This is a genomic window from Rugamonas aquatica, from assembly GCF_009380215.1.
GTDB classification, from domain to species: Bacteria; Pseudomonadota; Gammaproteobacteria; order Burkholderiales; family Burkholderiaceae_D; genus Rugamonas; species Rugamonas aquatica_B.
This window is the reverse complement of sequence record NZ_WHUG01000009.1, coordinates 204,831-217,849: the sequence shown is the minus strand read 5'-3', so window position 1 is coordinate 217,849 and position 13,019 is coordinate 204,831. Positions and strand designations below refer to the sequence as shown.

At 55.7% G+C, this 13,019-nt stretch carries 6 protein-coding genes and 3 pseudogenes; 7 read left to right on the top strand and 2 right to left on the bottom strand.

The window, feature by feature from the left end:
* The first annotated feature begins 66 nt into the window (after window positions 1-66).
* From GEV02_RS21635 to tnpC, 3 genes and pseudogenes are all read left to right on the top strand, one after another.
* Window positions 67-1,209, top strand: a complete 1,143-nt coding sequence (locus GEV02_RS21635) for a hypothetical protein (protein ID WP_152840036.1) — start codon at window positions 67-69, stop codon at window positions 1,207-1,209.
* 52 nt (window positions 1,210-1,261) lie between these two features.
* Window positions 1,262-1,537, top strand: coding sequence for an IS66 family insertion sequence element accessory protein TnpB (gene tnpB / locus GEV02_RS21630; RefSeq protein WP_152840035.1), 276 nt, complete (start codon window positions 1,262-1,264; stop codon window positions 1,535-1,537).
* A 101-nt stretch (window positions 1,538-1,638) separates the two neighbouring features.
* Window positions 1,639-2,680, top strand: a pseudogene (tnpC, locus tag GEV02_RS21625) (IS66 family transposase); the annotation flags it as partial.
* A 51-nt stretch (window positions 2,681-2,731) separates the two neighbouring features.
* On the opposite strand, the pseudogene GEV02_RS21620 reads toward tnpC, so the two are convergent.
* Window positions 2,732-3,082, bottom strand: a pseudogene (locus tag GEV02_RS21620) (IS110 family transposase); the annotation flags it as partial.
* A gap of 667 nt (window positions 3,083-3,749) precedes the next feature.
* Between GEV02_RS21620 and GEV02_RS21610 the strand changes: the two are divergent.
* From GEV02_RS21610 to GEV02_RS21595, 4 genes are all read left to right on the top strand, one after another.
* The gene (locus GEV02_RS21610) at window positions 3,750-4,922 is read left to right on the top strand and encodes a hypothetical protein (RefSeq protein ID WP_152840033.1); all 1,173 of its coding nucleotides are present in this window, start codon (window positions 3,750-3,752) and stop codon (window positions 4,920-4,922) included.
* A gap of 280 nt (window positions 4,923-5,202) precedes the next feature.
* The gene (locus GEV02_RS21605; RefSeq protein ID WP_152840032.1) at window positions 5,203-5,565 is read left to right on the top strand and encodes a helix-turn-helix domain-containing protein; all 363 of its coding nucleotides are present in this window, start codon (window positions 5,203-5,205) and stop codon (window positions 5,563-5,565) included.
* 126 nt (window positions 5,566-5,691) lie between these two features.
* A complete protein-coding gene (locus GEV02_RS21600; protein ID WP_174999258.1) occupies window positions 5,692-7,962 on the top strand; it encodes an EAL domain-containing protein in 2,271 nt (756 codons plus the stop codon).
* Window positions 7,963-8,163: 201 nt separating this feature from the next.
* Window positions 8,164-11,670, top strand: coding sequence for a hypothetical protein (locus GEV02_RS21595; RefSeq protein ID WP_152840030.1), 3,507 nt, complete (start codon window positions 8,164-8,166; stop codon window positions 11,668-11,670).
* Window positions 11,671-11,772: 102 nt separating this feature from the next.
* Here the strand turns inward: GEV02_RS21595 and GEV02_RS21590 are convergent.
* A pseudogene (locus tag GEV02_RS21590) lies at window positions 11,773-12,868 on the bottom strand (IS3 family transposase).
* Window positions 12,869-13,019: the final 151 nt, after the last annotated feature.

Genomic DNA, 13,019 nt, shown 5'->3' with positions numbered 1-13,019 from the left:
CAGAAAATCTGACAGGCTCAAACAAATCGTTCTCAACCGTTACTAAGTTTAGCTCCTGGGGACAGTATGAAATCAGCTGTCCTCCCTTCCCCCAATCCAGCTGAGGAATTAACATTGCAAGTAAATGACGTGACAAATAAACTAGATAGACAGCCCGTAGGCTTGACCGATCATAGTCGTCCAGCACTTGCTCTCCGCATTAGCACTAGCGTCGCCGAACAGCCCCGAAGTCGGCATAGCGCGGCAGTCACCTACACTGAAAGCTCCGCATCGCCAATCCATTCTCATCAGATAAGGCTGCAGGAAGCTGCGCCATTAACCTTACATACGCTGACTCAGGAAACGTTACCTCAACCGGGTCATGCACCCAACTCAGCCTCGCCACAGCAAGAGCGGGTGGCGCCGCTACCGTTTGGACAGCGTTTTCCTGTCCTCTCAGCAGTAATGTATGGGACGTTCGGCATTCTGCTGTTCCCGTTCCGACTGCTAGCAACCCTGTCCAATGGTATTTGGTTTCTGTTGTTCGATTTGCCACTGGCAAAAATTGGCCACGCGATCGACGATCGCGCGCGTGCCAGGAAGCTGGCAAGTCATCGGTCTCCGGCTCATCCCGAACCAATGGAGCATTGCACTCGCTATCCTTACTGGAAAGGTTCAGACCGCACGGTCATGTTTGTGAACCATCAGAAGCAGGACCAATTTATTATTGATGGGGTACGCGTTCATCAAGTCTACCGGGAAGTACCCGATGCCAATGTCTATGACCTTCTCAATATTGAGGACGGGCAGCAACCGCTACTGGCACTCACGCTTGCCAGTCGTCTTGAGTTGACCGGGCACGGGAATATAGATCACTTCGAGGGCAGTTCGGCTGAAGAACTTGCGCAACGATTATACGATTGCGGCCTACGCGCGGTGGGCGTGCTAAAGATTAATGCGTGCAATGCTGGTAAAGACATTTATCTGGAAGACCTGCGTAATGAATTAGTACTAAAAGGTGTGCAGATAGGGTATGTGAGTGGCCCCCGTGGTAGCCAATCGGACATCAGGCAAGTCGGCAATGTGGGCAAGCGTCGCTTTGTCTATGGCCCGCTGCTGTTCATGCCGAAAATCGTCGGTCGCGTGCCAGAATATTTTGCCTTGCGAGTGGTACGGGGAAATGCCAACATCGCCTTTCCAGGAACCCGTTACGTGCCTGCCCAAAAGTGAATTCGCCTCCCGCAATGAACGATTGCTGCGATGGCTTGGACCGGATGCTGCGATGATCGGCCTGCCCGCGGGCACCGGTGTCTGGCTCGCTGCTGGCATCACCGACATGCGCTCCGGCTTCAATGGCCTGGCTGCAAAAGTGCAGGTGGCGCTGAAGGAAGATCCGTTCAGCGGCCACGTTTTTGTGTTCCGAGGGCGACGCGCCGACCTCATCAAGTTACTGTGGTGGACCGGCGATGGCCTGTGTCTGTTGGCCCAGCGGCTTGAGCGCCGGCGCTTCATTTGGCCGCAAGCGACCAACGGCTCGGTGGCGCTGACGCAGGCGTAGCTGTCAATGTTGCTCGAAGGCATAGACTGGCGACGACCAGAACGCATCTGGAAGCCGATGTCGGCCTTGTAAACGTCACAAGGCACGCGTAAACTTGACGCATGCTCAGCCCAGCCGACGTTCCCAACGATATCGGCGCTTTGAAGGCATTGCTGTTAGCCAGCGAGCGCCTGCTACGAGAGCGTGACGAGCAATTGGCCGACATGGCCGAACAACTGAACACGCGCGCCGTCGAGATCGAGCAGCTCAAGCTGCAACTGGAAAACCTGCAGGCCGACGAGGCCGAGGCGGCGCGCAAGAAGTCGGTGCGCCGGCCTTTGCCCGATCATTTACCGCGAGACGAGAAGGTCTATGCGCCGACCGCCGATGCGTGCCCGGTCTGCGGCCGCTGGGCGAGGACGTGGCCAAGCAGCTGGAGTTCGTGCCGGCCAGCTTCCGCGTGATCCGCCATGTGCGTCCGAAGCTGGCGTGTTCATGCTGCGACACCATCGTCCAGGCGCCGGCCCCGGTCTGCTGGCGCATATTCTGGTGGCGAAGTTCGCCGATCATCTGCCGCTGTACCGCCAGTCCGTCACCTACGCCCGCGAAGGTGTCGACCTTGATCGCGCGCTGCTGGCGAGCTGGGTCGGCGCGGCCAGCGCATTGTTACGGCCGTTGGTCGATGCCGTCCAACGCCATGCACTGGCGGCGTCGAAGCTACATGCCGACGACACCCCGATTCCGGTGCTGGCGCCCGGCAACGGCAGAACCAGAACGGCGCGTTTATGGACCTACGTGCGCGATGACCGGCCAGCCGGCGATACCAGGCCGCCAGCCGTCTGGTTTGCCTATACGCCGGACCGCAAGGGCATCCATCCGCAAACGCAACTGGCCAAGTTCGAGGGCGTGCTGCAAGCCGATGCCTACGCTGGCTTCAATGCTTTGTTCGAAGACGGCACGATCCGCGAAGCAGCCTGCTGGGCACCCGCGTGATGCAAATTCCATGACCTGCACGCGGCTCGACCGACCGCGCTGACCACCGAGGCGCTGCGCCGGATCGCCGAACTTTATGTGATCGAGGCCGCGATCCGGGGCAAACCTCCCGACGAACGAAGAGAAGTTCGACGAGCCCGCTCGCGCCTGCTGCTCGATGACCTGGAGCGCTCGATACGTTGTCCCGCAAGTCCGACACGGCGGCGGTGATCCTGCGTGCAGCCGCTGCAACCATTGAGCGTCATTGACATCGCTCTTCCTGCCGGGTACGGCGCGCGCTTCCCGTGCATTGGCGAGAATGACTTCGAGGCCGTGGAACTCCAACACCTCGAAGGCGGCAACCCAATAGACGCCGGTCGATTCCATCACGACTGTCTTGGTTCCGGTCGCAATGAGCCACTGCGCCATGCGCTCCAAATCGGCGGTGAATGCTTGGAACGTCTGGACCGGTTCATCGCACAAGTGGGGACTAACGGCAGCGAAATGAAATCGCGAACCGATATCGATGTCGGCCGCGTAGGGGTGAATGATCGGGAGCCCGGTGGGCTTCGATCTCGTTCGTTCTTTGGACATGATTCCTCCTGGTTTTTTTGGCGCAGGACGGGGACTCGGATTTGATCAATTTCCTAAACGGGGTCGTCCGAGGACGCCACCACAGATGAGTCCGCAGCTTCCCCGGGGCCAGGTTTTTTGACGGGGTCTATGCCTCCAAGAAGCCAACGGCCACTGACTCTGCGTGCCGCCAGTGTACTTCGCCCCGAGTTTCTATTCATAAGGGCCTCGGGCAACCGTATGTGTGGGGGGGGTAGCAGTTCTACACCACTTTTCAGCTGACGGTTCTCCTGTTCGAGTTGGCGGGATACGCTGCTGCTCGGCGGTGAGTGGCTTGCCGATGCCTGGCTGCCCATTTGGCCCTGTACCGTGCTCTGCCGCCTAACGCCGGATGGCTGTCGGCCCGATGCTCATCGTCTCGCTGACGTTCTGCACGCTTAAGCCCTGTTCTTTGATCATGCGGACTACTTCCAGCTTCAGGCTGGGGGCAAATGTTCTACGCTGTCTTGCCATTGGGTTCTCCTCGAAAGGTGGATTTTCCGCCTATTGAGGTGTTCGGGCAAATTAGACCGCTACATAGTTTTGTTGTTAGCAGATGTGAGGATTTTGCTGCACCCGTTACACATGGAGCGAACATGCGCAGAATCCTTGTTCATCCTTCGCATTTTAATTCTAAGAAAGTATCGATATGAATCTATTTGCTTGTTTTCGTAGCAAGAAAAAAACATCATCTTCTCCATTGGTTCTCGAGCCGACGAGTTCGCTGAATGCGGCTCCTGTCGCATCAAAGGGGAGTGCGCGTGCGCCTACTTCAGCTTCCAGCGACGTAAAATCTTCCCAACACACCTCGCTCTTGGGGCGCGTCAAAGCGGCTTTTTCGCGGAGCAAGCCGGAAAGAGTCTATGAGGAACTTGCTTACTTCGAGGAATTGGGGCGGTCTTTGCAACGCATGTCTAAGGCGGCTGCCTGTGAATCAGTCTCGATAGATGATATTTTTTCTAGGGATATAAAGAAATTTGAGAAAAGATTAGATAAATTGACCCGAGAATATAAAAAATTGACGAGGCAAAAGTACAGTGCTACTAATTCGACGAAAAAATTACAACTTAAAACAGAATTGGACGCTACGAGGAAAGCATTCAATGATAGCTTAGATGCTGTCGTTCAGTATTCAACCAAAACAGGGGCTATTTCTATACGTAAGATTCGAGAAAAGGCTCGATCGGAAGAGGTAAAGCGTTTATCTGCACACTACCAAGATCTACTCTATGTCGTTGATGATAAACACGAAAGTGGCGCAAACCGTATGGCGGCGTTCCTAGAAGTAATAACCGTGCAGCTCGATATCCTTAAGGCTGTGCCAGATCAGGTCAAGTACTTGGCCAAGAATAGTGCACTGATGGATCAGTTGGATAAAAAACTTCAAATGTTGATAGATATAAAAATAAAAGACCAAGATAATGGAATTACTGCAATGGTTTATGAAGGCTTGTTACCTAAATTCCAAAATTTTGAAAAAATTTGGGAGACGGCTAATAGGGGAGGGGTCAAATTTTGGCTCAATCGTGTTGAAGAATGCAAAGACCTAAGAGTCCAATGGGGCAGGCTTCTCAAGGCAGTGAAGGCATTGAAGCAGGAATACGATGACACTTCCTACAAACTAGAAGGCAGAGCTGGAAAGCAGCGGCAGCAGCTCTTTGCCAAGATAATAAACGCAGTGGAAGTTGTCCATAAAAAAAATGATCCAGACGAGGGAGCGGTTGTGATAGACGACTGCAGCGCTGTAACGGACTTGCTAACTGAAATGAGGGGCCGTTGGGGAGAGGTTAATCCAGGCGAGATATTCGCAGAGTATAAATAGAATCTACTTTAGCACTGAACTCATGCGCTCGAAAGGAGCGACTGTTTCATCAGTCGTTCCTTGCGAGTATCGCCTGGGCAGTGGCCGTTACCCGATCTCATATGCTACTGATCTAAATGCAGAAGTGTTGGCGGATTTGATGCACCAATTCCTGATGTTTTATCGCTGGAATAATTTTGGCATGTCTGATTTTTTTTGAGTCAAATTCGTGGATCTCTGGGAAGCGGGCGGCCGCGTATGGCTCGGGTGAGCGGCCTCTGTAAAAAAGATGATAAATAATATGAACATTAAAGCGGATGAGCACCCCCAATATAATCCCGACGTTCTGCTCGACACGATTAAAGACAGGCTGGGATTGAAGAACGATGCGGCATTGGCCAAGCGCCTCGGAATAGCTGCCCCCATCATTAGCAAGATCCGCCACCGTCGCCAAGAGGTCTCGTCGGATGTCCTCATCAGCATGCACGAGGAAACTAAGCTGAGCATACGCGACCTGCGTTTTCTGAGCGGCGATTTCCGTCACCACACGGGGCGTTCGGCAACACCGATCCCGCCGGAGCGGGCCGAAGCCGATTGCCTATGGTCGGTGAGCAAAAAGTGCAAGAAAACGAAGGAAAAAACCGCAGCGGAGCCTCGTTCTTAGCGGCTGCGCAAGAGGTCTATCCACGTACGCGAACCGACCAGTTGAGCGCCGTTACCAATGGCGTGTGTCACGGGGCAGCACGTACGTTCGCCGTCTTCTCCGATACCGAATTTTTTGGGGTTATTCATGGTGTTATTTTATAAGAGCGGACCGCTGCGTCGGACCGCGCTGATGTTGGGCATTGCCGTCCTGGGTTTGCTGTTTGCCGGTAAAGGCTCTGGTATCGGTCTGGCGTTGCTGCGCCTGTGCTGCGGTGGTCTGATCGCGTTCCGATGCCTGGACTGGTGGCGTGCGCGCCAGCGACCAGTTGCGGGCTGCGCGAAATCGCCGGCGGGCGGGCATGCTGTTACTGCATGTCTGCCGGCCCTGGTTGCCTACATCGATGCCAATCAACGCTACCGCTTTTGCAACGATAGTCACGGTGGAATTACCGATGTCGATCCCGCTTCGCTGGTAGGGAAAACGGTGTGCGAGGTATTCGGCTCTTCCGCTTATGCGGTACTGGCGCCTGAACTCGGTGTGGCTTTGCAGGGCAGTCATGCGGCCTTCGAACGTGTCTTGCAGATCGGTGCGCGCCGCGTGGATGCTCACGTCGAGTTTGTGCCGGACGTCGTTGGCGGGCAGGTGCGTGGCGTGTATGCGGTAGTTGTCGACCTGTCGGCGCGTAAGCGGGCTGAGGCTCAACTGGGGGCGGAGCGTGCTCATTTGCGTGCGGCCCTTGACGCCATCGCCGACGCCGTCATCATCACTGATGTGGATGGGGGCATTAGCTACATGAATCCGGCGGCGGAGGCGCTCAGCGGCTGGGCCGGCTCAGATGCGGTGGGTCTTGCCTCTTGCGCTGTACTCAATGTGCTCGACAGTACAACGCGTCTGCCTGCGCCTGGATTGAGAGGCAGTGCGCTGGCCGAGCCGCCAGTTGTTGGCATCTATCGCAACGCGGTGCTGGCGCGGCGCTCGGGAGAGTGCGTTCCCATTGATGGCACGGCGGCGGCGATTGCCGACACCATGGGCGGTACGGCCGGCGCCGTGGTGGTGTTGCGCGACGTGACCGAGGCGTGCTCATTGGCGGCCGAGCTGACCTACCAAGCCAGCCACGACGCCCTGACCGGATTGATTAACCGACGCGAATTCGAGTTGCGCGTGGAGCGTGCCGCTGCTGGGGGGCGCGGCGAGAGGGTACGGCACGCCATGTTGTATCTGGACCTAGATCAGTTCAAGATCGTCAACGATACCTGTGGCCATGTGGCCGGCGACGCCTTGTTGCGTCAGCTGTCCAGGCTGTTGCAAGCGTCATTGCGGCAGAGCGACACGCTGGGCCGCCTCGGGGGCGATGAGTTTGGCGTACTGCTGGAGTATTGCAGCGAGGAGGCGGCCGTGCATACGGCCGAGAAGCTGCGACGCACCGTAAAAGATTTCAACTTTGTCTGGCGCGATAAATTCTTCCCGATCGGCGTCAGCATCGGCCTGATTGGCTTTGGCGGGGACGACTTGCAGATGAACGATCTGTTGCGCATGGCCGATGCTGCGTGCTATCTGGCCAAAGATAAAGGACGCAATCAAGTACGCGTGTTCAAGGAGGATGACCTCGAGTTGATGCAGCGCCAAGGTGAGCTCGACTGGGCCAGCCGTATCCACCGTGCACTGAGCGATAACCGCTTTGTGTTGTACGTTCAGAAGATCCGTGCGCTGGGCAGCAATGGTAGTGGTCCCGACCATTACGAAGTGTTGCTGCGTATGCGTGGCGAGGATGGCTCGGTGATTCCGCCGATGGCCTTCCTGCCTGCCGCCGAGCGCTATGGCCTGATGGGATTGATCGACCGGTGGGTGGTGCGCCACTGCTTCCTCGATCTGGCCGAACGCAATCCGCCGGGCCATCCACCGCATGACCTGTGCGCGATCAACCTTTCCGGCGCCTCGCTCTGCGACCCCGGCATGCTTGCTTACATCTGCGAGCAGTTTGAACTTTGTCAGGTGGCGCCACAGGCGGTCTGTTTTGAAATTACGGAGACAGCGGCCATTTCGAATCTGGCTGATGCCAACGAACTGATTCAGCGCCTGGCGGCGATGGGGTGCAAGTTCGCCCTGGACGACTTCGGCAGTGGCATGTCCTCCTTCGCCTACCTGAAGCATTTGCCCGTCGACTATCTGAAGATAGACGGCGAGTTCGTTAAGGACATGGTCGCCGATCCGATAGACCGCGCCATGGTGGCCGCTATCAACCAGATCGGTCACGTGATGGGCATCCAGACCATTGCCGAGTTTGTTGAGTCAGACGCCATCCTGGATGCGCTTGGTGAGATGGGGATTGATTGCGCGCAAGGTTACACAGTGCAGGTGCCGCAGCCTATGCTGGCACGAAGGCTCGTGCCAGCGCGCGAGGTCGTGGAGGTGTGAAATGGGACGTCCGGTGCCTAGGGGGCGGTGCTTGAACTTATGTTACCCAAGTGGTTACCCAATTGCGCGTTATATGCTTTCTTGCTGCTCCCGACTGCGTAACAGTCCGCGTGGATCCAGTGACGATGAGATGACATAGCGTGCGCTTAGACTAGATGGGTTGTTTCTCATCTTGGCACTATTTCTTTAAGGATGTAAAAAATGAGTCGAATCGGTGCTAGCTATAAAAAGACGCCCCTTACGGGCCCGATGATTAGCAATGCCTCAGGAAAAAATGCAGTGAAGCCTACAGGTTTCTTGCAGCGCAAATTCACCGCGCTTAAATTGTGGGTAACGCGCTTGCGATATCCTTCGCCACGCCGCCCCATGCTCGTTAAGCAAATTGAGCCGCTGATAGCACAGTTATTTTCCTCCGTGGGCCGTGAAATGGAGGGGAGACACAAACCTTGGATGCATCAGCACTTCATTGAGCAAATTAAAACTCTGGGGAAAATTATCCCCAAATGGAGTATGGCGGATGAACAGTTTAAAAGAGAGTTGCAGCAAGCAGTTGCAGATGTCGTGCATGCGGGCTGTCAACGCGCGGATAACGCGACACTGCAACAGGTGTGGTCAAGCCTGGCCGTAGCCTTCGGTAAGGAGGAAGAGGCGACGTGTGCCGAATGTAATGATGAATTAACAATTATTTTCTTGCGAGAAGCAAAAAGTACGATTCAGAGCGAGCTTGAAAAAAAGTTCAATACGGTGGAGCACGAGAGAAAACTTGAGGAGAAAGCCAAGACTCACGTTAGTCGGGCGCTTGTTTGCGCGTCAAGCGGGGATTTGGGGGGGGGGACCAAGCAGATCGAGCAATATTTTGACCATGCTGTGGCGAAGTATCCCCTTTACATGAAACGGCTTAACGAGGATGTGCCCCCGATGGCGGTAAGGGCTTTGTGGTCGGTGTTATTGACCCTGCCGAAGGACCAGCGCGAGCTGTTGTTGCTGAGCGCGCCCGTAGATGCGGCTAAATTGATGCGAGCCTGGCGTAATGAAACGCCTTACCTCCTTGATGAGCAGGCTGAGGTCTTTAGGGAGCTTGACTTGTTATCCTTGAAAGAGAATTCAAGCAGTAACGTGCAAGCGCATCAAACAGCTCTTGAGAAAGCGCACAATGCGTACCTGCAGGCTGAAAATGCACGTCAAGCTGACCTGCTCATGAATCAGCAAAAGCACATGGCCGCGGTGGCGGAAAAACTTGGCGTGACAAACGGTGCCCCCCCAAAATTGGACATTGTCGCTATTATCGGCTTGGCGCAGATTTTGAAATCCCAAAATGCCGACCAGCTGGATCCGCTTCAGAAGGATGCTTGGGTGCAATTCCGGTTGAAATTGCAGAATATGCCCTTCGATGCGCTTCTCCAGGTAGTGAAAGCGATGCCCGGTCTCGCGACCAACGCTTTGACAGAAATGGGCTTGGCTGAGATTCCCGGTGCCGCTGCCGTGCTGAAGATGCTCCAAGTCGAGATTATGGATATCGCGCGCACGCGCGCCGAGCCGAATTTAAAGGAAAGAGTTGTTGCATCGATTCAGGACTCGGCCAAGCCAGGTCCAACCTTGCTAGCTCCTGGTTTCATGGCGTTGATCCGCGATCAGTTGGCGCTAGTTGAGGAGGCAGGCATTATCTTGGAGTCGGAGGTGGTTGGACGTGTCACGGCGTTCGCGTTGGCCGAGGTCGATAAGTTGGGGAAAGAATCCGCATACGCCATGTTGGCGCGACTTCCGCTCGCGGACCTGAGGGAGCTGATGGCGACATCGCCTGTTGACAGGGAAATCGGGAAGTTGCTTGCATTGGCGGAAGACAGTCATGCGATCGTCCCGGTGCAACGAAGTTTTGCACAGCATATCGGCAACGGCGATGGCATTGCAATGTGGCAGCCGGTTCTGATGACGCTGGTCAGCTCAATGACTGAGCTGGAGTCACGCCATGCCCGCGACGGAGTGAAAATGCCCGAACATGTAGACTTGGGCTGGCAAGCGATCATTCTGCAGCTGCAGAACGGCGTGCCACCGCTGGTGGAAGTCGACACCATCATGCTGGGACAGCTTGCTCGCTATCATAGCTGGCCGCCTGCGTTCAGCAAGATGGTGAGCGATGAAATGGCCAACCGTAAGAAGGCTTATGAGGCGTTGCTGAGCGCAAGTGTTGATGCGCTGGTGCGAAGCTTCGGCTGCGATGCCACTGCGACGAACCGCGTCTTGGCGCTTGACGCTATAGTAGTGAGTGAACTGGCGCGTATTGATGCGCTGCATGCAAACTACACGCCTGCACCTGATGGCACCGAGACGCTGCTTGGCCACAAACTGCGTGCCCTCCTTCCAGTTGCGCTGCTGGAATTGGCGGACGCCTTGCCCGCCATGGTGGCTGCGGCACGTACCGGTGCGCTGGCGAACGACAATGCCGCAACAGAGATGTTAGGCCGCGTTCTCCGCTTAGTGACTGACATTGCGCGGGAAGAAGTTGTGGCGATGGCTGGTCGGCTGGTTGCCGCATGCGATGCACAGGGAGGGACTGCCAAGGTAGCGGTCGCTAAGTATCGACAGGCCGTCCAGCAATGGACGCATGACTTTCCGACTGCTCCGAGCGCGCCGACGGGCACGTCGCTGCGTGTCGAGGAGGCAATACCGGCATTGCTCGGCAGTTTAGAGGCTCTGGATGCAGAAACGCTTGGTTATGTTGTAACCAGGCTGGACGCCGCAGATATCGATGTGTTGTTGGTGCAGGCCAAGCACAGTAGTCCGTTGCAGAAGGCGCTTCAGTCGCAGGCACAATGGGCGGCGAAAGAGCGGATATTATTCGCAGCGTTTAAAGACCAGGTTAATCGGCTTACTGACGTAGGTGACATTCAGGACGTGCAGGCGGTAACGGATGCCTTGGATGCATTGGTCAAAACCTATAGCGAGCGAAAAATTCCGATAACTCCGGCCATTCAGGAGCAAGGCCGCGCGCTGGCTGTTCGTGTAACTCGCCGCGCTACAGCCGCCAGCCCAACGTTGCTGAATCGATTGCCTGACGATGTCTTGCTGCGTTGGCTAGAAAGTCCGACGTGGGAAGCCGGTTTTGTCACGCAGTTGCAGCAGGAAAAAGAGTTCCGTTTGAAGGCGTTGGCGTGTAACGCGCGACAGCATGTGACCGAGGTTGTACGCCTTTTGATGGAGAGAGGTAGCGTTGGCACCCAGATAGGGACGAAATTTAAAGAGCTGTCGGAAATTCAGAAGACCCAGTCTCGATTGCGCCGTGATGGAGTCAATGTGTTACCGGACGGTGTGAAAGGAGAGCTGGACTTACAACTAGGCCTGCTGAAGTTGAATGAGGTCACTCATATACTGACCCAGTTGCGTGGCATAAAGCAGGGACAAGGAGATAGCATCGCTATTGTCGAACTGTTTATGGGAGTGGTGCAAGCCGTCGTTGTAAACCGCTGTAATATTCGTTTTGTCAATGCTGTCAAAGAGCTTTTGGCGACGACAAGCATGAATAGGCTCGGGGATGCTATGAGGAGAGCAGTGGACGCCGAAATGCTGCTGCGCTACGCAGCCGGCATTGTGTCTCAGGAAGATGACGCAGCTGTTCGCTTGCGGTTGGTGGAAGTGTGTGCACAACAGCAAGAAGTAGTAAATCGACCTGCGGCACCGCCGCGAGGAATGTTCGGTTTGCTCTTTAAGTGATCAGTACCGGACTAGTGCAGTGTCGCTGGCCATCCAGGTTCTTGGATGGTCGGTGGCCTCCCTCTACGTCACGGTTACTTCCGCTAGGCGCATTTTAGATTTTCAAATCTGTACTGGACTGAGATAGCCGATGGTGGAATGCCATCGACGTGGATTGTAAAACCTTTCTATGTAGTCGAACACGTCCGCACGTAAATCATCTCTTGTCCGATAGTGCTTTTTGCTCAGGCGTTCAATCTTGAGCGTCGAGAAGAAGCGCTCCACTGCGGCATTGTCCCAGCAGTTTCCACGGCGGCTCATGCTGCATGTGATGCCGTGGGACTCAAGCAAACGCTGGAAGTCCTCGCTGCTGTATTGAGCGCCTTGGTCGGAATGATGCAGCACGGCTTTGGGTCGTCCTCGACGAAAGACCGCCATCAACAATGCATCCATCACCGGCTGCGCCGTCATCGTCGGTTGCATCGACCAGCCCACGACGCAGCGCGAATACAAATCGAGAACGACTGCGACGGACAACCAGCCTTCGCCAGTCCAGACATAAGTGAAGTCGGCCGCCCACTTCTGATTCGGCCCAGTTGCTTCAAACTGTCGGTCCAACAGATTCGGCGCAATTGCGTGTACTGCCGCTTCAAGCTGGCCCGGGAGGGCGGCGGCGCTGGTGTCGTGCCTTGATACCAGCGATCTTCATCAACCGGGCCAAGCGATTCTCACTGCAAGCAAAGCCAGCATCCATAAGATCTCGCACTATCCGTGGAGAGCCGTATGTACCATCGCTGGCTTCGTGCCTGTGCTTGATGGCCTGCACCAACTGAGCGTTCCCACGCTCGTGCTGGCTCATCGGTCGGTAGAGCCAGTCGCAGAAACCGCTGGTGGACACGCCGAACAGGCAGCACATGGTGCGCGTGGGCCATATCCTGCGATGCTTGGCGATGAAGTCGTACTTCACTTGAGGTCGGCTGCGAAGTAGCCGAGCGCTTTTTTAAGATGTCGCGCTCCGTCTTAACCTTCGCCAGTTCACGCCGCACGCGCTCATACACCTGACCGAAAACCTTCGCTCCGCGTCCCGATTGCCCGTCCACATTGGCTTCTCTGCATCAGCGTCCCAACAAATTTTCACCAACGCCGAGGTCGCGGGCGATACCAGTTTGACTGCTTCGCGCTTGAACTCTTCAGAAAACAAACGTCGTTCGCGTGCCATGTAATTACCTCCGATAGTGACATCATACCGATCGAAAGTGTCCGTCACGCTAGGGGAAAGCTACCCTGCCGTTCTAGCTGGCTCAGCAGCTATGACACGGTAAGACTGGCGCCGAAGCGGAGCTCGCCATCGCGCGTTTGCCGCAGAACTA